This is a genomic window from Streptomyces sp. NPDC002133, assembly GCF_040296405.1.
Taxonomy (GTDB): Bacteria; Actinomycetota; Actinomycetes; order Streptomycetales; family Streptomycetaceae; genus Streptomyces.
Genome location: NZ_JBEOXF010000013.1, coordinates 28,011 through 46,259 on the forward strand (window position 1 = coordinate 28,011; position 18,249 = coordinate 46,259).

The 18,249-nt window shown below is 72.3% G+C and carries 15 protein-coding genes and 3 pseudogenes; 8 read left to right on the plus strand and 10 right to left on the minus strand.

What is annotated here, in order from left to right; all coding sequences use genetic code 11:
• A pseudogene (locus tag ABT078_RS16080) lies at positions 1-501 on the minus strand (hypothetical protein); the annotation flags it as partial.
• A 281-nt stretch (positions 502-782) separates the two neighbouring features.
• Between ABT078_RS16080 and ABT078_RS16085 the strand changes: the two are divergent.
• The gene (locus ABT078_RS16085; protein WP_351228023.1) at positions 783-2,840 is read left to right on the plus strand and encodes a PhoX family protein; all 2,058 of its coding nucleotides are present in this window, start codon (positions 783-785) and stop codon (positions 2,838-2,840) included.
• 72 nt (positions 2,841-2,912) lie between these two features.
• Here the strand turns inward: ABT078_RS16085 and ABT078_RS16090 are convergent, their stop codons facing one another.
• Both ABT078_RS16090 and ABT078_RS16095 read right to left on the minus strand, forming a co-directional pair.
• Positions 2,913-3,887 carry a hypothetical protein gene (locus ABT078_RS16090; RefSeq protein WP_351228025.1) on the minus strand — a complete coding sequence of 325 codons (975 nt, stop codon included), beginning with the start codon at positions 3,885-3,887 and terminating at the stop codon, positions 2,913-2,915.
• A gap of 71 nt (positions 3,888-3,958) precedes the next feature.
• Positions 3,959-5,434 (minus strand): APC family permease, encoded by a 1,476-nt coding sequence (locus ABT078_RS16095; protein ID WP_351228027.1) that lies wholly within the window; start codon positions 5,432-5,434, stop codon positions 3,959-3,961.
• A gap of 121 nt (positions 5,435-5,555) precedes the next feature.
• Between ABT078_RS16095 and ABT078_RS16100 the strand changes: the two genes are divergently transcribed.
• Positions 5,556-5,963 (plus strand): RNA-binding S4 domain-containing protein, encoded by a 408-nt coding sequence (locus ABT078_RS16100; protein ID WP_351228029.1) that lies wholly within the window; start codon positions 5,556-5,558, stop codon positions 5,961-5,963.
• A gap of 463 nt (positions 5,964-6,426) precedes the next feature.
• Here ABT078_RS16100 and ABT078_RS16105 read toward each other — a convergent pair whose 3' ends face one another.
• The 4 genes from ABT078_RS16105 to ABT078_RS16120 form a co-directional block, all read right to left on the minus strand.
• Entirely contained in the window at positions 6,427-8,370 is a 1,944-nt protein-coding gene (locus tag ABT078_RS16105) for an FUSC family protein (RefSeq protein ID WP_351228031.1), read from the minus strand.
• A 4-nt stretch (positions 8,371-8,374) separates the two neighbouring features.
• Positions 8,375-9,487, minus strand: coding sequence for an endonuclease/exonuclease/phosphatase family protein (locus tag ABT078_RS16110; RefSeq protein ID WP_351228033.1), 1,113 nt, complete (start codon positions 9,485-9,487; stop codon positions 8,375-8,377).
• A 13-nt stretch (positions 9,488-9,500) separates the two neighbouring features.
• Positions 9,501-9,953 (minus strand): FxLYD domain-containing protein, encoded by a 453-nt coding sequence (locus ABT078_RS16115; protein WP_351228035.1) that lies wholly within the window; start codon positions 9,951-9,953, stop codon positions 9,501-9,503.
• 204 nt (positions 9,954-10,157) lie between these two features.
• Positions 10,158-10,895, minus strand: coding sequence for a TetR/AcrR family transcriptional regulator C-terminal domain-containing protein (locus ABT078_RS16120; protein WP_351228037.1), 738 nt, complete (start codon positions 10,893-10,895; stop codon positions 10,158-10,160).
• A 206-nt stretch (positions 10,896-11,101) separates the two neighbouring features.
• On the opposite strand from ABT078_RS16120, the gene ABT078_RS16125 reads away from it, so the two are divergent.
• Positions 11,102-11,929: an MBL fold metallo-hydrolase gene (locus tag ABT078_RS16125; protein ID WP_351228039.1), complete on the plus strand. Its 828-nt coding sequence runs from the start codon at positions 11,102-11,104 to the stop codon at positions 11,927-11,929.
• A gap of 50 nt (positions 11,930-11,979) precedes the next feature.
• On the opposite strand, the gene ABT078_RS16130 is transcribed toward ABT078_RS16125, so the two are convergent.
• From ABT078_RS16130 to ABT078_RS16140, 3 genes are read right to left on the minus strand one after another with little or no spacing between them, the layout of a single operon-like run.
• The gene (locus ABT078_RS16130; protein ID WP_351228041.1) at positions 11,980-12,534 is read right to left on the minus strand and encodes an ATP-grasp domain-containing protein; all 555 of its coding nucleotides are present in this window, start codon (positions 12,532-12,534) and stop codon (positions 11,980-11,982) included.
• A gap of 23 nt (positions 12,535-12,557) precedes the next feature.
• Positions 12,558-12,989: a DUF7144 family membrane protein gene (locus ABT078_RS16135; protein ID WP_351228043.1), complete on the minus strand. Its 432-nt coding sequence runs from the start codon at positions 12,987-12,989 to the stop codon at positions 12,558-12,560.
• A 37-nt stretch (positions 12,990-13,026) separates the two neighbouring features.
• Positions 13,027-13,833, minus strand: a complete 807-nt coding sequence (locus tag ABT078_RS16140; RefSeq protein ID WP_351228045.1) for an alpha/beta fold hydrolase — start codon at positions 13,831-13,833, stop codon at positions 13,027-13,029.
• 75 nt (positions 13,834-13,908) lie between these two features.
• Here ABT078_RS16140 and ABT078_RS16145 point away from each other — a divergent pair.
• From ABT078_RS16145 to ABT078_RS16165, 5 genes and pseudogenes are all read left to right on the plus strand, one after another.
• Positions 13,909-15,290, plus strand: a pseudogene (locus tag ABT078_RS16145) (aminotransferase-like domain-containing protein).
• A gap of 187 nt (positions 15,291-15,477) precedes the next feature.
• A pseudogene (locus ABT078_RS16150) lies at positions 15,478-15,693 on the plus strand (hypothetical protein); the annotation flags it as partial.
• Positions 15,694-15,765: 72 nt separating this feature from the next.
• Positions 15,766-16,140 (plus strand): hypothetical protein, encoded by a 375-nt coding sequence (locus ABT078_RS16155; RefSeq protein ID WP_351228047.1) that lies wholly within the window; start codon positions 15,766-15,768, stop codon positions 16,138-16,140.
• 215 nt (positions 16,141-16,355) lie between these two features.
• Positions 16,356-17,351 carry an ATP-binding cassette domain-containing protein gene (locus ABT078_RS16160; RefSeq protein WP_351228049.1) on the plus strand — a complete coding sequence of 332 codons (996 nt, stop codon included), beginning with the start codon at positions 16,356-16,358 and terminating at the stop codon, positions 17,349-17,351.
• Positions 17,348-18,202 carry an ABC transporter permease gene (locus ABT078_RS16165; protein ID WP_351228051.1) on the plus strand — a complete coding sequence of 285 codons (855 nt, stop codon included), beginning with the start codon at positions 17,348-17,350 and terminating at the stop codon, positions 18,200-18,202. The genes ABT078_RS16160 and ABT078_RS16165 overlap by 4 nt, the downstream gene beginning before the upstream one ends.
• Positions 18,203-18,249: the final 47 nt, after the last annotated feature.

Consider the following 18,249-nt stretch of genomic DNA (forward strand, 5'->3'; position numbering starts at 1 on the left):
GGACTCTGCCGTCCCCGGCTCGTCGGTCGCGTCGGTGGTGTCCGCGTCCGCCTGTGGGGCGGTGTCGGTGTCGGTGGTCGCGCGGTTCTCGGCGGGCTTCGGGTCGGGGGACTCTGCCGTCCCCGGCTCGTCGGTCGCGTCGGTGGTGTCCGCGTCCGCCTGTGGGGCGGTGTCGGTGTCGGTGGTCGCGCGGTTCTCGGCGGGCTCCGGTTCCCCGGAGGGGGTGACGGCGGGCTCGCCCCCGTCCGCCGTCACCTGCTCGGTCGTGTGCGCCGATTCCTCCGTCGTCCTCGCCGACGGGATCGTCGCGCGCGGCGACGGGTTGTCGAAGGACGCCGCCACGAGGTCCGCCGCGCGATCCTCCGGGGAGGCGGTCCCGTCGGGGGCCTCGGCCTGGGGCGGGACGGCGGCGGGGGCCTGGGTCGTTGTCGAGGCGGCCGAGGACGACGGCTCCGTACGCTCGCGTCCGAACACCTTGCGCAGCAAGCTCCGAATGCCCATGGGCGAGGCCTTTCGCGTGATTTGGGTGCGATCCATGTCCGGTCCGAGGACGTCGGGGCGGCAGCCCCGCATCCCTGGCCACGACGGACACGTAAGGTTAGCGGCCGCCCGCGCGTGAGCTCGGCAACCCCCTCCGGTGTCAAGACCGCCCCGGTCGACCCGCATTCATTCCGTGTTCACTTGACCGCCGCCACAGTGCACATGTGTGCCCCTAGCGTCACGGCCGGACATATTCCGACACGATGTCGGCGCAGGGTGCGCCGAGAGGTCTGGGGGAAGAAGTGCGCAAACTGCTGCCGCTCCTGGGTACGAACCACGCGGGCGGCCGGTCCGCCCTCACCTGCCGTTACCGCTGTGGTGACGCCTGCTTCCACGAGGTACCGAACACCAGCGGAAACGAGTACGCCGGCGACATCATCGCCGGTGCGCTCTCCCGCCGTTCCATGATGCGCGCCGCCGCCGTCGTGACCGTCGCCACCGCCGCGGGCGGTGCCGTCATGACGCAGGGCGCGCCGTCCGCACAGGCGGCGACGGCCGCCGCCGCTGCCGGCGCCAGCCACGGCGGCACCGGTTCCGGTGCCCGTGGTCTCCGCTTCACGCCGGTCGCGCCGAACACCGCCGACCAGGTGACCGTTCCTGAGGGTTACACCCAGAATGTCGTCATCCGCTGGGGTGAGCCCATCCTCCGTGGCGCCCCGGCCTTCGACGCCGACAGGCAGACCGCCAAGGCGCAAGCCGGCCAGTTCGGTTACAACAACGACTTCCTGAGCCTGCTCCCGTTGCGCGAGCACGGCCGCCAGGTCCTCGTGGCCAACCACGAGTACACGGACGAAGTCCTGATGTTCAAGGGCTACGACCCGGCCAACCCCACCCGCGAGCAGGTCGAGATCGCCTGGGCGGCCCACGGCCTCTCCGTCGTCGTGGTCCAGGAGGAGCGCAAGAGCGGCAAGCTCACGCCCGTCACCCGCCACTGGCTCAACCGCCGCCTCACCGCGACGAGCGAGTTCCGTCTCACCGGCCCGGCCGCGGGCAGCGATCTGCTCAAGACCTCCGCCGACCCGACCGGTACCAAGGTCCTCGGCACGCTCAACAACTGCGCCGGTGGCACCACTCCCTGGGGCACCACGCTCCACGGCGAGGAGAACTTCAACCAGTACTTCGCCAACGGCACCAGCGCCACCGACAAGCGCTACGGCCTCGGCACCGGCGCCACCGAGCGCAAGTGGGAGCGCTTCTACAAGCGCTTCGACGCCGCCCAGGAGCCCAACGAGTCGCACCGCTTCGGCTGGGTCGTCGAGCTCGACCCGTACGACCCCGACTCCACGCCCCGTAAGCGCACCGCCCTCGGCCGCTTCAAGCACGAGGCCGCGCAGCCCCGCCTCACCCGTGACGGCCGCCCGGTCGTCTACATGGGCGACGACGAGCGCTTCGACTACTTCTACAAGTTCGTCTCGTCGAAGCGGATGAAGAAGGGCGACTCGCGCGCCGCCCGCGAGCACAACCTCACCCTGCTCGACGAGGGCACCCTGTACGTCGCCAAGCTCACCGGTGACTCCCCGGCCGCCGAGATCGACGGCACCGGCAAGCTCCCGAACGACGGCGAGTTCGACGGCACCGGCGTGTGGATCCCGCTGGCCACCGGCGATGTCTCGCACGTCGAGGGCATGACGGCCGAGGAGGTGTACGTCTTCACCCGCCTCGCCGGTGACAAGGTCGGCGCCACCAAGATGGACCGCCCCGAGGACGTCGAGCCGAGCCCCCGCACCGGACGCGTCTACATCGCGCTGACGAACAACACCGACCGCGGCAAGCCCGGCAAGGCCGGCGCGGACGAGGCCAACCCGCGCAACCTCAACAAGCACGGCCAGATCCTCGAGCTCGCCGAGCACTGGGACGACCCGACGAGCGACGGTTTCGCCTGGCGGCTCTTCCTGGTCGCGGGTGACCCGGAGGACCCGGCCACGTACTTCGCGGGCTACCCCAAGGAGACGGTCAGCCCGATCTCCTGCCCGGACAACGTGGCCTTCGACCCGCACGGCAACCTGTGGATATCCACCGACGGTGCTCAGCTCGGCTCGCACGACGGCCTGTTCGGTGTCGCCACGCAGGGCGAGCGGCGCGGTGAGCTGAAGCAGTTCCTCACCGTTCCGAAGGGCGCCGAGACCTGCGGCCCGATCATCCAGGACCGCCGCGTCATCGTCGCCGTGCAGCACCCGGGCGAGCTCGACGGCGCGACCGTCGAGAAGCCCGCGTCGGTGTGGCCCGACGGACCGGGCAGGATCGTGCGCCCGTCGGTTGTCGCCGTCTACCGCAAGGACGGCCGCGACATCGGCGTCTGACTCCAGTGACCCCCGTGGGCCCGGCCGCTCCCGCCGGGCCCACGGGGAGGAGCCCGCGCCCGCCGTGAGGCGTCAGTCGAGACCCGTCGCCTTGCGGAGGCGTACGAACTGCTCCGCCGGGTCGCCCGTGTACGACCACGGCACCCGCGCCGCCCGCGTGCCCAGCATCCCGAACAGCCCGCGGGCCAGCTCCGTCTCCCCGGCGTAACAGGCCGCGTGCGTCAGATAGTTGAGTTCGGGGATCTCCTCCGGGAGCACCGGGCCGTTCTCCCGGCCGCCGAGCCACCGCTCCCAGGTGCGCCGCACCTCCGTCACCGCCAGCTCGTGCTTCCAGTGCTGGCCGTAGTCCGGGGAGTCCCCGTGCCTGCGGCCGCGGCCCAGCGAGCCCTCGGCGACGTACCGGAACTCCTCCACGCGCGCGATCTGCACCAGGACCGGGAGCGGGGATCCGGAAGGCGCCGCGCCCGCCGCGTCACGCGCGACGTCGTACATCGCGCCGTGGGTGCCGTGCCACCGCGCCGACCAATAGCGCAGCAACTGCACATGCCCCTCGACGTTGTCGGGGTCGCGACGGCGCAACTCGTCCCACCAGCCCCGCAGTTCGCGCCGGCCCACCCCGCCCTCGTACAGCCGGGCCACCGTCAGCAGCGACACCCAGGGCATCGGGTCGGCCGGAGCCGACTCCGCAGCGCCGAGGCAGACCATCACCGCCACGTCGAGCTGGGCCCGGTCGACCCCGGCGCCCCGGCCCGCCGCGATGGCCTGGTCGAAGACCCGGACCACCTCGGTCGCGGCACGCAGCACGGCCGCGTCCGGGTTGTCGGGTTCGGCCGCGCGCCACGCCTCGACCGCCGACGAACCCGCCGCCGCGTGCGACAGCTGGCGCACCCGGTGCGTGCGGCGCGGCCAGTTGTCGCCGGTGGCGTGCAGCAGATCCCGTACGCCCTGCCAGCGGCCGATCACGATGTCGTGCCGGGCCTCCGTGAGCGCGCGGTCGCCGGAGTCGGGGTCGAAGACGGGCTCGAAGCGGCGGCGAGCAGCGGCCATGGGGGGTGCCTGCTTTCTCGGGGTCCCCCACGCCGCAGGGCGTAGGGGAGGTCTGCCTACTGCTGGGGCGTTCAGAAGTCGGTGGCCAGGGCGTCGCGGTCGGCATCGGGACGGCCCGATGCGGCACCCGCGTACGGCTGCTCCATCTCGATCGCGCGGACCGCGTCGAGCTTCGCCGGCCGGTAGTAGGCGCTCCCCCGCCGCCAGTACCAGAGCATCGGCACCAGGCCGACCCCCAGCCCGCCCAGGCCGATCGCGACCGCGACGCCGCTGAGCTCGCCGAGCGAGGCGAAGAACGTCCAGAACATGAAAGCGGCGCCGAGGAGCGGCCACAGCCCGCCGAGGAGGAAGTTTGACACCGTTGTCAGCAGCATCTTGCGGTACGCGACGACCGCGGCGACTCCCGCGAGGCCGTAGTAGACGGCGATCTGCAGCGAGATCGCGCTGACCGCGTCGCTGAGGATCTGGCCGACCGAGCCGAGGGCGGTCGCGGCGGCGAACATCGCGAGGGCCACCGCCCCGACGACGGCGATCGCCACCCAGGGCGTGTTCCAGCGGCGGTGCACCGTGCCGAGCGCGGGCGGCATCGTACGGTCGCGGCCCATCGCGAAGAGTGAGCGCGTGACCTGGATCAGGGTCGTCTCCAGCGTCGCGACCGTCGACAGCATCACCGCCACGATCAGGAGTTTTCCGCCGACGCCGGGCCAGATCTCGTCACCGAGCACGCCGAGGACGTTTCCGCTGCCTTCTTGGATCTGCTCGGAGCTGAGGATGACGTTCACGGCGATCGTGACGGCCTCGAAGAGCAGGAAGACCACGCCGACGCCGACGAGGGCGGCGAGCCCCGCGGTCCTGCGGCTGTTACGGGTCTCCTCGCTGAGGTTGCTGGTGACGTCCCAGCCCCAGTAGTAGAACGCGGCGATCAGGGCGCCCGAGGCGAAGCCGGAGGCTCCGTCGAAGTGCGAGAAGCCCAGCCAGGACCAGTCGAAGGCGTGCGCGGCGCCCTTGTGCAGCAGGGCGGCGAGGAGGAAGAGCACGAGGAGGACCAGCTCGACGCCGGTCATCAGCAGCTGCGCCCGTACGGTCAGCCGGGCGCCGCCGAGGACGACGAGCAGCATGACGAGGAACCAGCCGGCACCGACGACCGTGGCGAGCAAGGTGTTGTCGGCGAGGCCGGGGTCGAAGAGTGCGAGGGTCATCGCGCCGGCCGGCAGTGAGCCGGCCACCATGAAGATCGTCGCGGAGACGACCAGGGCCCAGCCCGAGAGAAAGCCGAGGAAGGGGTGGAGTGTGCGGCCCACCCAGGAGTAGCTCGCTCCCGCGTTGACGTCTATCCGCCCGAGGCGGCTGAACGCCAGGACGATGCCGAACATGGGTATCGCGCAGTACAGGAGCGCGGCAGGGCTCGCCAGCCCGGCGGCTCCGGCCAGGACCGCGGTGGTGGCGGCGAGCGAGTACGCGGGAGCGCTGCCCGCGATGGCCATCACGATCGTGTCGAACGTGCCGAGGACATTGGGCTGTAGCCCTCTGCCGGTGTTGCTGCTCATCGAATGTCCTTGTGTGGCAGGGCATATGGCGATGTATCAGGATTCGTTCGCCGAGCTGAAGCGATCCTTCCGTGCCCGGGAGACGGAGCGCATCGTAGTCCTCCCACGTACAGTCGGTCGTATGGCGGATCACGAAGGGCCCGCGGGGCCGGCACGGGCCGAGGGGACCGTACGGGTCGACAGCTGGATCTGGTCGGTTCGGCTCACCAAGACCCGCTCCCAGGCGGCGGCGGCGTGCCGCGGCGGCCATGTCCGTGTGAACGGCGAGCGCGTCAAGCCCGCGCATGCGGTGCAGACGGGGGACGAGGTGCGGCTGTTCCACGCGGGGCGGGAGCGGATCGTCGTCGTGTCGCGGGTGATCCGCAAGCGGGTGGGCGCGCCCGCGGCGGTGGAGTGCTACGTGGACAACAGCCCGCCCCCTCCGCCGCGCGAGTTCGTGGCGCCGATGGGCGTCCGCGACCGCGGCGCCGGCCGCCCGACGAAGCGCGACCGCCGCGACCTGGACCGCCTGCACGGACGTCCGGGGTAGACGCCGCGGCCCTCGCGCAGGGCGTGCCCGGTACCGCCGGGCGGGGCGTCCGTCCTCGCCCCGGTGCTGTCCTGAGGCGCCGGACGGGCTGGAAGGGCGCCTCGGTGCCGTTCTCCTGCGCCGGCGGGCTGGGAACGCCCGCGGTACTGCCGGGCGGGGCGGGGTGTCACTCCTCAAGCGCCACACGGGCTGGGACGGCACCCCAGTGCTGTCCTCGCGCGCCGGCGGGCTCGGTGTGCGGGTGCGGGCCGGTGGGTCGGTGGTGCCCACCCTGCCCCAGGGCTTCGCCCGGGGATGCCCCGTCGCTGCGGGGCCCCGGAAATCCAGCCCCTCCGTCGTTCGAGGAGCGCACCGTTCGGGGGGGGCGGGTCCCCGGGAACGGGTCCGGGGCGAAGCCCCGGTGAGGGCTGGGGGCTCGCCCCGGTTCGGGAAAGGGCGGGGAGAAAGCCCCCGCAGGCGCCGCCTAGCCGCCGCGGGGCGACGCGATGGCGCGGGCTGCCGTCACCTCCTGGCGGAGCGCGGAGAGGACGCTGCGCTCGTCGCCGTGGAGGTCGGCCCGTACCTCGTAGAGCTCCTTGCTGGAGTGGAGGCCGTCGGACAGTTCGCGCAAGTGGTGGACGACTTCCGCGACCTCCGTGGGGGCAGGGGGCGGCGCCCCCTGCCTGACGCGGACCCGCGCCGCGGTCGTCGCGTCGGCGATGCGCTCGACGGCGACGACGAGCGGCCACCACGCGGTCGCACGGGTCCCGGTCGGCGGCGGCTCGGTCAGGGCCCGCTGGAATTCGCAGCGCACGGCGGAGAGCTCCCGGTACAGCCGCCGTCGCGACCGCGCGCGCATCCCCTGGTCGGCGTCCGCCGCGAAGGACATCTCCACGTAGCGGGCCGCGTCCGCGACGGCGTCGGCGAGCCGGTCGCCGATGCGCGTGTGCCAGCTCTCCGGCCACAGCAGATAGCCCGCGACCAACGCGATCGCACAGCCGATGAGGCTGTCGACGAGCCGCGTCAGGATCAGGCCGGTGCCCTGCCGGTTGATCAGGTCGGAGAGGAGCAGGATCACGGGGGTGATCGCCGCGGTCTGGAAGGCGTACCCCTTCGCCGAGAACGCCGGGATGAGCGCGCCGAGCACCATCATCACCGGCACGTCCCACCACCCCCGCGGCACCTCCGCCAGCACGGCCGCGGCCACCACCAGCCCCGCCGCCGTGCCCAGACCCCGCGCGACGGCCCGCGAGAAGACCGAGCCGAAGTCGGGCTTGAGGACGAACGTGACGGTCAGCGTGACCCAGTACGAGCGGTCCAGCGCGACCAGCGAGACCAGGGCCTGGGCGAGGCCGATGCACAGGGCGAGCCGGAGCCCGTAGCGCCAGGACGCCTCGGAGAACAGCACGTTGCGGGCGGTGCGGCGGGCCCGGATGCGCAGGGCGGCGGGGCGGCCGAGACGGTCGTCCACGTTGTTCGGGTCCGGGTCGGCCGCGTGGACGACCGTGGCCGCGTGGCGCACGGCCTCGTCCACGGCCCGTTCGGCGGTGGTGCGGGGAGGCGGCAGAGCGAGGCCGGGGTCGCCGGTGCGGGCCTCCTCGACCGCGTCGGCGAGGGTCCTCATGGCGGCGGGGACCGCTGCGGGCACCGGGCGTCCCCGCTGATGGGCGGCCGGGGCGGCCTCGACGACGGGGATGACGGCGTTGAGCTGTGCGAGCAGCCGTGTGAGGGACGGGTTGCGGCCGTGGTCGCGGGTACGGCGGGCGAGCATCACGTCGTAGGCGGTGTTGAGCGATTCGGTGGCCGCCTGCCGGCGGGTGTCGTAGGTGCCGATGTCGCCGCCCGCCGCTTCGAGGAGGTCGGCGACCGCGCGATAGGTGGCGGCGACCGCCGCCCGCTCGGGCACGCCGCCGCGCAGCGGCCAGCCGAGGAGGGCGAGCGCGAGGACCACGCAGCCGCCGAGGGAGAGCAGCAGCGGCGCCATCCACCAGGGGCTGGGCAGCGGTAGGCCGGCCCCGACCACCGCGTTGAGCAGCAGCAGCAGACCGGACACGGAGGCGACCGCACCGATCGACGAGATCATCCCGGAGACGAGCGCGACGAGGGTGAGGACGCCGACGGCGAGCCAGCCCCGGCCGTACACGAGTGTGCCGAGGGTGACGCCGACGGCGCCGAAGAGCTGCGGGACCGCGATGTTGAAGATCCGCATCCGGTACGCGTCGGCGGTGTCGCCGATCACTCCGGTCAGGGCGCCCATCGACACGAGTGCCCCGTACACCGGCCGGCCGGTGGCGAAGCCGACCGCGAGGGGCGCCGACAGCGCGACGGAGGCGCGGACCACGGCGGCCCAGGGGATGGGCGCGGGCTGCGGGCGCAGGCCCCTGACCAGCCATGGGGGCGGGGAGAGCCGTCCGTGTTCCTGCGCCATGGGGTCAGCCTCCGTGCAGTTCGAGGCGTACGAGAAGGGCACGGTGGTCGGTGTCGGCGAAGTCGAGGATCCTGGCGTCCAGGACCCCGAAGTCGTCGCTGACCAGCACGTGGTCGACCTGTGCGCCGAAGGGACGGGGGCTCGTCGCGGGCCAGGTGGGGGTGCGGAAGGCCCCGGCGACGCGGGCGCTGTCGTGCAGGGCCCCGGCGTCGAGGATGCGGCGGAAGGCGGCGTGGTCCTGGGTGGCGTTGAAGTCGCCCGCGAGGATCGTGGGCGTGCCCCTGCTGTCGGCGGCGTACGCGCGCACCAGGCCGAGTTCCTCGCGCCAGGACCCGATGCCGCCGGGGATGGGCGGCAGTGGATGCGCGAGCTGCAACCGGACCGCCCGGCCCCCGATCCGCGCCTCGGCCCCCGGCATGGCCAGCTCGCCGGGAATCCCCGGGCTGTTCCTGATCGGATGGACGGAGAGGATCGCGGAGCCATGGGCGAGATCACCCTCGACGACGTGCCGGTACGGGTAGTCGGCGCGCGGAATCCGGGCGGCGAGTGCGTCGCTGCAGGCGCGGGCGCACTCCTGGACGAACACCAGGTCCGGCTTCTCGCGGCGGACGGTGCCGATGAGGTCCGGGGTGGCCTGCCCGAACTCCACGTTCGCTGTGAGCACCCGGAGTTGGGCGACGACGGGGCCGCGCGGGTGGGTCGCTCCCGCCCCGTACGGCCGCACGTACCAGCCCGTCACGGCCAGGACCACGACCGCGCACACGACGAGCGCGCGGTGCCGGGCCAGCACGGCGAGGAGCAGGGCGAGCACGGCGGGCACCAGGAGCCAGGGCAGGAACGCGAGGAGCTGCGGAACGGGCGTGTACGCGTCCACTCCGGCGGCTCGGCAGCCGACGACGACGGCGACCGCGGCGAGCAGCAGCCCGGCGGACCAGGCGGTGGCGGTCCGGGCCGGGCGTGCCGTCCGCGCAGTCCACGCCGTCCGCGCAGTCCACGCCGTCCGCGCAGTCGTCCGTGCCGCAGGGGCGGGGTCCGTGGTGGACTGCCTCGCCCGGCCGGTGTCGAGAGGATCCATGCCCGTCGAACGGTCGGCGCGCGGGAAGAGTTCTGCGGCCACCGCCGTCAGTGCCTCAGTGCCGTACCGCCCGGGCGATCTCGGCCTCCGGGGCGCCGGACAGATCGCGGTTGCTGCGCGCCTCGCCCGTCTTCGAGCCCCCTGCCGGGACGTCGTTGATGGTGACGACCGCGGCGTCGAGGAGGTTGCCGTCCGCGTCCTTGAAGTTCACCTGGATCGTGTAGTCCGCGGAGCCGCCCGAGCTGTTGGTCGCCGTGATCTCGGAGACGGCACGGCCGTCCTTGTTCTCGGTGGCGCCCGCCTTCACGTCGCCCTTGGCGTTGAAGCCGCCCTGGATGTCGGACAGCCGGGCCGTTGCGGACGCGACGGCCTCGCTCGCCTTCGAGGCGAGGGACTCGGGTGTCTGGTCGGTGTCGGAACAGGCAGTGGCTCCCGCCGCGATCAGTACGGCGGTGGCGACGCCTATGAGTGCGTTGCGGGCGCGCGAGGCGCCTCGGGCCGTTCTCATACGCCCAAGCCTGCGCCGACGCGTGGCGTTCGGCCACTCGGGGGGTGTGGGGCCGGGGCAGGCCCTCGGGCCCCCAAGCCCACGCCCGGCCCGTCCGGGTTGCGACGGACACCCCGGCCCCTCCTGCCGGTACGGGGCGCATTCCAAGCCTGCCCAGGCGTTCGAGGACGGACCCCGGGCCGCAGGGACGGTGCCGGGCACACCTCAGACCGTGCGGCGCCGAGGCCCGCCGTCCGGCACCGGGACGGCAGCGGGCGCGGAGGCCTGGTCGCGGACCGGAGCGAGGCTCCGGAGCGCGTCGATCATGAGCTCGACGCCGAACGCGAAGTCCGCCTCGTGGTCGTTCACCGCGAGGATCGGCGCGACCTTCGCCACCGCGGGGAAGCCCGAACCCGCGAAGTACGCGGTGCGGGCCTCCCGTATCGCCGCCGGATCGCGGCCGGCGCCCGACGGCGAGGTGTGGACGTGCCACAGCAGGGAGCCGACCTGGAAGGAGATGAACAGCCGCAGCGCGTGCACCGCCGTCTCCTCGTCGAAGCCGTGGTCGAGCATCATCGCGAGCATCGTGTCGACGGGCGCGAGCGCCGTCGGCGTCGACAGCTGGCGCAGCAGGACCAGTTCGCACGCGCGCGGGTGCCGCAGCGCCGCCTGCCGGAAGGCGTACGCGATCGAGCGGACACCGTCCTCCCAGCTTCCCGTCATCCGCCGCGGCATGCGCATCTGCGTGGTGACGTACTCGGTGACCCCATCCAGGATGTCCGACTTGCCCTGCACATGGTTGTACAGCGACATCGCCTGCACCCCGAGGCGGGCGGCGATCCGTCGCATGGACAGTCCGTCGACCCCCTCCTCGTCGATGATCACCAGTGCCGCTCCGACGATGCGTTCCCGGGTCAACGGTTCGCGGGGTCGGGGCAGTTCGCGTCCTGATCCGTGGGCCATGGGTGGTGGCTCCTCTTTCGGGTGGCTACGCGCGGTAACGCTTGACGACTTACAGCGTAAGTGCTTCTCTCCTCTTCATACTTACGGTGTAAGTGGCACAACTGCACGGGAGGCGGGGCGAGATGTACGCATCCACGTCAGTACCGCCACCATCCTCTCCCAGCCCGGCCTCCCGCCGGGTCTCCCCCTGGCAGCAGGAGGCACAGATGTCTGTGCGTACCACCCCCACCCCTCAGCGGCGTTCCTCGCTGACCATTCACCACCTCGACTGCGCACCCATGCGCCCCCTCGGCGGCGCTCCGCTCGTCTCGCACTGCCTGCTGATCGCGACCGGCAGCGGGCTGGTCCTCGTGGACACCGGTCTGGGTGCTGCGGAGGTCTCGGAGCCGCGGCGGCTCGGTGCGCTGTTCCGCCACACGCTGCGGCCCGAGCTCGATCTGTCCCGTACGGCTGTACATCAGGTGAGGGCACTCGGCTACGACCCGTACGACGTGAGCGACATCGTCATCACCCATCTCGACCTGGATCACGCCGGCGGCATCGCCGACTTCCCGCACGCCCGGGTGCACGTGATGGCCGACGAGTACCGGTCGGCGATGCGCCGTGACACCCGCCTCGAGGCGAACCGCTATCTGCCCGCCCAGTGGGCGCACGGCGTGGACTGGATCGTCCACGACACCGCCGACTTCGACTGGTTCGGCTTCCCCGCGTCCCGTGTGCTGCGCGCTCCCGACATCCTGCTGGTGCCGCTGCCGGGCCACACCCGTGGCCACAGCGCGGTCGCCGTCCAGGAGCCGGACCGCTGGCTGCTGCACGCGGGCGACGCGTACTTCTTCCACGGTGAGATCGATCTCCGGCGGCCACGCTGTCCGCGGACGCTCGCGCTGCACCAGCGGCTCGTCGCGGACGACCACGAACTGCGGTTGGGTCAGTTGGAGCGGCTGATGCAGCTGCGCCGTGCGCATCCGCGGCTGGTCCGCATCTTCTCGTCGCACGACGCGCACGAGTTCGACGCCCTGGCGAACGGCGAGTAGGGGGGCGAGGCCTGCCGCCCGGTGCCGCCGCCGGGTGGCCCGGGTGTCCGTCATCGAGGCGCGTGCCCGGCACAGTCGGGCGCAGGTCCCCGGAGATACCGGACATCTGTCGGCGCGACCCGTCGGCGGGCCCCCGCCGCGCGGACGACGACATCGAGGATCGCGGCGGGCTCGGCGGCGCAACTCTGAGCGAACCACCGCATGTTGGCCTCCACGACCGCCCACCGCTCACCCGTGCGCGGCAGGCAGGTCCCGTCCTCGTACACAGCGGCCGGGACCGACTTGTCGGACGGTGGCTTGACGAACGACGGCGACCTCAGCGTCCAGGCATCGGCCGGCGTGGTCAGCCGGATGCGGCGCCGCGTCAGCTCGTACGGGAGCGACGTCAGCCAGTCGTCGGAGGGCTCCAGCAGGCCGAGCCCGAGCGGCCCGCCGATCCGGTCGGCCGCGAGCGGGCCGCTGTACCAGTGGACGTCACGCCCTCGCACCCGCCCGGGCGCCGTGGCCACCTCGAACCACCGCCACGCGGCCGCCCGGCCGAGGAGTTCGGCCGTGCCGGACCGGGGCAGGGGCGCAAGGAACACTGGCGCGGCGGAGCGGGGCATGCGGGGACGGTGCCCCGCGGCCCTCAGACCTTGGCAGGGGTTTTGTCCGTCGCCAGTGCCCAGATCACGAACACCGAGATGGCCATCGAGAAGATCGCCCACACCGGTGCGTAGGGCAGGAACAGGAACTGGAGGATGATGTTGAGCGACGCCAGGGCGATACCCAGGGCCCGGCCCCATTCCATGCCCTTGAGGATGCCGAAGCCCGCGACGACGGCGAGGATCCCGATGATCAGATGGATCCAGCCCCAGGCGGTGAGGTCCCAGGAGTAGATGTAGCTGCCGATGCGGACGTACACGTCGTCCTCGGCGATGCCGGCGATTCCCTCGAGGATGCCGATCACTCCGACGACCGTCAGCAGGATGCCGGCGAAGAGTGTGCCGCCCTCGGCCCAGCTGCTCTTGGGACTTGGCCCGGGGGTCCGGGGAGCGGTCGGTGCTGTGTTCTGGCTCATGGCGCCAGCATGCGGCCGGGGATGCTGATCGGATATTTCAGCTGAGCCGTTCGAGGTACGCCCGCAGCGCCGCGTCGAACTCCTCCGGCCGCTCGAGGTTCGGCATATGGGCCGCCCCCTCGATCACGCACAGCGTCGAGTCCGGGATCGCCGCGTGCATCGCCTCGGCATCGGCCACCGGGGTGTACGCGTCGTCGCGTCCCACGACCACCAGCACCGGGACCGGGACCCGGGTGAGCAGCTCGCGGTAGTCCGGGCGCTCGGCGCGCCCGCGCAGCGCCGCAGCCGCGCCCTCCGGCGGGGCGGCGAGCATCATCCGGTGGACGGTCTCCGAGGCCTCGGTGTTGTAGGGCGCCACCATCGTGTCCCGCACCTCGTCCGCGTACCCCCGCATCCCCTCCCTGAGGAGCCGGTCCGCCATGGCGTTGCGCCACACCTTGCCCTCCTCGGTCTCGGCGGCCGGGAAGGTGTCGGCGAGGACGAGGCCGGTGATGCGCTCGGGGAAGAGGCGGTAGCACTCCATCGCGATCTGGCCGCCCATGGAGAGGCCGCCGAGGACGAAGCGGGGCACGCCGAGCTGGTCGAGGAGGGCGGCCAGGTCGGTGGCGAAGTCGCTGAGGCGCGTCGTTCCGGGGACGACGGTGGAGGCACCGTAACCGCGCAGATCAGGGGCGATGACCCGGTGCGTGGCCGAGAACGCGGCGAGCTGCGGGGCCCACATCGAGCGGTCGAAGGGATGGCCGTGGACCAGGACGAGCGCGGGGCCGGAACCCTTGTCGTCGTATCCGACGGTGAGGCCGTCGGTCAGGTCGTCGGTGCGGGTGGCGATGAGTGCGGAGGGCATGCTCCCGACGCTAGGCGCCCCAACTCCTCGGTGCAATAAGATCTTTGCTCTCGGTGCAATCCTGGGAGGGCGGAGATGCAGGACTTCCGGCGGCTCGCCGACGAGATCGCGTACGACATCGCGGAGGGGCGGCTGCGGCCCGGCGACCGGCTGCCGCCGCAGCGGACGTACGCGCGCAGGCGCCGGATCGCGCCCTCGACGGCTATCCGGGTGTACGGCGAACTCGTGCGACGGGGCCTCGTGGTGGGTGAGGTGGGACGCGGGACGTTCGTGCGGTCGGCGCCTTTGCTGCCCGGGCCCGCGCTCGCCGAGGCGGTCGGCGACGCCCCGGTCAACCTGGAACTCAACTACCCGGTGGTGGAGGGTCAGTCGGAGCTGATGGCGCACGGGCTCGCGGCCCTGGCCCGGCCCGATGTGCTCGCGGAGGCGACCCGGCCCGCCGCGCCGGACGGCACGCCCGCGGCGCGCCGCGCCGCGGCCGCCGTGCTCGCCAGGAACGGCTGGGCGCCCGAGCCGGACCGGGTGCTCTTCGCGGGCAGCGGTCGCCAGGCGATCGCCGCCGCGATCTCGTCGCTCGTGCCGCCCGGTGGTCGCCTCGGTGTCGAGTCGTTGACGTATCCGCTGGTCAAAGTGATCGCGGAACGGCTCGGCGTGAGCCTCGTGCCGATCGCGCTCGACGCGGAGGGCATGCGTCCGGACGCGCTTGCCGCGGTTCACCGCTCGCCGCCGTCTACGTACAGCCGACCCTGCACAATCCGCTGACGGTGACGGCGGGGTCCGCGCGGCGGGCCGAACTGGCGGCGACGCTCGACGGGTTGGGGCTCGCGGCGATAGAGGACACGACCTGGGCGTTCCTCGCGCCGGAAGGCCCGGCCCCGCTCGCGGCGCACGCGCCCGGGCGGACCGTCCTGGTCGACAGCCTTTCCAAGCGGCTCGCGCCCGGACTCACGCTGGGCTATCTCGTTCCGCCCGAGAGGCACCGGGAGGCCCTCGTGCGGGCGCTGCGGTCCGGCGCCTGGACCGCCGCAGGCTACAGCCTCGCGGCGGCCACGCGATGGTCGGACGACGGGATCGTGGCGGCGGTGGCCGGGGCCAAGCGGGCGGACGCGGCGGCGCGCCACCTGCTGGTGCGGGAGTACCTCGGCCGCTTCGACATCGGCACCGACCCGCGCGCGTACTACTGCTGGTGGCGGCTGCCCGCTCCCTGGCGGGCGGAGACGTTCGTCGCGGCCGCCGCCGAACGCGGGATCGCGGTGACGCCGGGCTCGGCGTTCGCGGTGGGCGTGGTGGGAGCAGGGGCAGCGACCGGCGCACACCCGGCGCCGGACGCGGTCAGGATCGGGCTGGCGTCGCCGCCGGCGGGCGAACTTGCGCGGGCACTGAGGACGCTTGCCGGTCTTGCATCCCACGCACCGGACATCCTGGATATCCGGCATCCGGGATATGGGGATGGGTGAGGGCGCCGAGTGGGCGCTGCACGCCTGCCTCGACCTGGGCCGGCTCGGTCACGAGCGTGCGGTCACGGCCGCCCGGCCGGCGGCGTAGCACGACCTGCCTCCCGCCCGTCTCGGCGAGCAGCTCCCGGCCCTCGCCCCGAAGATCCGGCGGCAGGGGCCGGGAGCCGGGTCCTCGGACGCACCGGTCGAGCACGTCGTACGCCTCGGCTCGTACACCGTGGAGCACGACCTGGAGAAGCTGGAGATTCCCGGCAAGGCGCTGCATGCCGCGTGGGGCGAGCGGCTGCCGGCCCGGACGCTGAACGGGGTCGCCTCGCCGGCGCTGCCCGGGATGCCCTTCGAGATCGACGCGGTCGCGGTCCGCTCCGCCGCCGGTGGCGCCACCCCGGACGGGACCGCCTGATCCACTTGCCACGCGCGCCGCGCGGGTGTCCGCTGGTGGGGGAGTAGCGGTTGGAGCGGAAGGAGCTCTGCCATGGCACATGCGGCGGTACCGGCCCGGCACCACGGCACTCTCGGATGGGCGCTGCCCCTCGGCATCGGCGTGATCTACGGCTTCTACACGTCGTTCATGACGCGTGAGGCCGGGGCGTCCGTCGGGGCACAACTCGTGATCGGCTTCGTCTCCGGCCTGGTGCTTGCGGGGCTGTGCTTCGCGCTGGGCCGCTTCCAGCAGTCGCTGCCCCGTGAGCTGCGCGCGGCGGCGTACGCGGCGCTGACGGGTATCGCGGTCGGCTACCTGTACAGCCTGAGCGGGCGCAGCATCCTCACGGTGACGGTGCTCGCCCTGGTGCTCGCGGCGGCCACCTTCTGCGTCACCTTCTACTACCTCTATACACACGAGGACTGACGTGCGGGACTGACCTGCAGGGGCTGACCTGCAAGGCTGACCTGCCCGTCCTCACCCGGCCCACCGCGCGGCCGCCGGATCCGATCCGGCGGCCGCGCGGCGTCTGGTTTTCACCGGGCTTCATGCGGTGAGTTTGTGCAACGGCGGGAGTCTGCACCTCCTGGAAGACCGTTCCGCCCCGACCGAGCCACCGAGGGAACCGAGGAAACCCGACAATGAGTACAGATCTGGCCATCGAGACGACGGGCCTGGTGAAGACGTTCGGTGAGAACCGCGCCGTCGACGGCGTCGATCTCCGCGTGCCCGCCGGCACCGTCTACGGCCTCCTGGGGCCGAACGGCGCCGGCAAGACGACCACGGTGAAGGTGCTGGCCACCCTGCTCGGGCCGGACGGCGGCGAGGCGCGGGTCTTCGGCAAGGACGTGCTGCACGAAGCCGACGCCGTACGGAGCCGGGTGAGCCTCACCGGACAGTACGCCTCGGTGGACGAGGACCTCACCGGCACCGAGAACCTGCTGCTGCTCGCCCGGCTGCTCGGCCACCGCAAGCCGGCCGCCCGGGAGCGGGCCGGGCAGCTGCTGGACGCCTTCGGGCTGTCGGAGGCGGCCGACCGGCAGGTGAAGAACTACTCGGGCGGTATGCGGCGCCGTATCGACATCGCCGCGTCCATCCTCAACACCCCGGACCTGCTGTTCCTGGACGAGCCGACGACCGGCCTCGACCCGCGCAGCCGCAACCAGGTGTGGGACATCGTGCGGGCCGTGGTGTCGCAGGGCACGACGGTGCTGCTGACCACGCAGTACCTGGACGAGGCAGACCAACTGGCGTCCCGCATCGCCGTCATCGACCACGGCAGGGTGATCGCCGAGGGCACGAAGGGCGAGTTGAAGGCATCCGTCGGCTCCGGAGCGGTCCATGTGCGTCTGCGGGACGCCGACCAGCGCCCCGAAGCCGAGCGTGTGCTGACCGCCGCGCTGAACGCGGTGGTCCAGCTGGACCCGGACCCGGTCGCCCTGACGGCCAGGGTCAACGGCCACGGCACCGAACTGGGCGCGGCCGAGCAGGCCGCGCGGGCGCTGTCCGAGCTGGCCAGGGCGGGCATCACCGTCGACAACTTCGCGCTGGGCCAGCCCAGCCTGGACGAGGTCTTCCTCGCCCTCACCGACAAGAAGGCCACCGCGGTGGCGGACACGAAGGAGACCGTGGCATGAGCACCGTCGCCACCAAGGAAGCCGCCGACATCGCCCTCGTCGCCCCGAAGGCCGAGGATCTGGCGGCCCTGCTCGTCGCCAAGGACCGCCCGCCGCGGCCGAGCGCGCTCTCCGCGTCGCTCACCTTCGGCTGGCGGGCCATGCTCAAGATCAAACATGTGCCCGAGCAGCTCTTCGACGTGACCGCGTTCCCGATCATGATGGTGCTGATGTACACCTACCTCTTCGGAGGGGCGCTGGCCGGCTCGGTCGACGCGTACATCCAGTTCCTGCTGCCCGGCATCCTCGTGATGAGCGTCGTGATGATCACGATGTACACGGGAGTGGCGATCAACACCGACATCGACAAGGGCGTGTTCGACCGCTTCCGTACGCTCCCGATCTGGCGCCCCGCCCCGATGGTCGGCTACCTCCTCGGCGATGTCGTCCGCTACTTCATCGCCTCCGTCGTGATGCTGACGGTCGGAGTCGTCATCGGCTACCGCCCGGAAGGCGGCGTCGTCGGCATCCTGCTCGGTGTCGCGCTGCTGATGGTGTTCTCCTTCGCCTTCTCCTGGGTCTGGACGATGTTCGGCCTGCTGCTGCGCACGGAGAAGTCCGTGATGGGCGTCAGCATGATGGTGATCTTCCCGCTGACCTTCCTGAGCAACGTCTTCGTCGATCCGAGGACCATGCCAGGCTGGCTGCAGGCGTTCGTCAACAACAGCCCTGTCACCCATCTGGCCACGGCGGTACGGGAGTTGATGGCGGGCAACTGGCCCACGGCGGACACCGCCTGGTCGCTGGGCTGGTCGGCGGTCTTCGTGGTCGTCTTCGGCGCGGCGACGATGCGCCTCTACAACCGCAAGTGAGGGACGCGGGCAGGGGGGCGACGGCGGCCTGTGGCTCTGCGAGGGAT

What these genes read in the sequence shown, in the direction of transcription:
- ABT078_RS16090 (WP_351228025.1), bottom strand. Translation starts at nt 3,887, where the DNA reads ATGGCCGCTGCTCGCCGCCGCTTCGAGCCCGTCTTCGACCCCGACTCC.
- ABT078_RS16095 (WP_351228027.1), bottom strand. Translation starts at nt 5,434, where the DNA reads ATGAGCAGCAACACCGGCAGAGGGCTACAGCCCAATGTCCTCGGCACG.
- ABT078_RS16100 (WP_351228029.1), top strand. Translation starts at nt 5,556, where the DNA reads ATGGCGGATCACGAAGGGCCCGCGGGGCCGGCACGGGCCGAGGGGACC.
- ABT078_RS16105 (WP_351228031.1), bottom strand. Translation starts at nt 8,370, where the DNA reads ATGGCGCAGGAACACGGACGGCTCTCCCCGCCCCCATGGCTGGTCAGG.
- ABT078_RS16115 (WP_351228035.1), bottom strand. Translation starts at nt 9,953, where the DNA reads ATGAGAACGGCCCGAGGCGCCTCGCGCGCCCGCAACGCACTCATAGGC.
- ABT078_RS16120 (WP_351228037.1), bottom strand. Translation starts at nt 10,895, where the DNA reads ATGGCCCACGGATCAGGACGCGAACTGCCCCGACCCCGCGAACCGTTG.
- ABT078_RS16125 (WP_351228039.1), top strand. Translation starts at nt 11,102, where the DNA reads ATGTCTGTGCGTACCACCCCCACCCCTCAGCGGCGTTCCTCGCTGACC.
- ABT078_RS16130 (WP_351228041.1), bottom strand. Translation starts at nt 12,534, where the DNA reads ATGCCCCGCTCCGCCGCGCCAGTGTTCCTTGCGCCCCTGCCCCGGTCC.
- ABT078_RS16135 (WP_351228043.1), bottom strand. Translation starts at nt 12,989, where the DNA reads ATGAGCCAGAACACAGCACCGACCGCTCCCCGGACCCCCGGGCCAAGT.
- ABT078_RS16140 (WP_351228045.1), bottom strand. Translation starts at nt 13,833, where the DNA reads ATGCCCTCCGCACTCATCGCCACCCGCACCGACGACCTGACCGACGGC.
- ABT078_RS16155 (WP_351228047.1), top strand. Translation starts at nt 15,766, where the DNA reads ATGGCACATGCGGCGGTACCGGCCCGGCACCACGGCACTCTCGGATGG.
- ABT078_RS16160 (WP_351228049.1), top strand. Translation starts at nt 16,356, where the DNA reads ATGAGTACAGATCTGGCCATCGAGACGACGGGCCTGGTGAAGACGTTC.
- ABT078_RS16165 (WP_351228051.1), top strand. Translation starts at nt 17,348, where the DNA reads ATGAGCACCGTCGCCACCAAGGAAGCCGCCGACATCGCCCTCGTCGCC.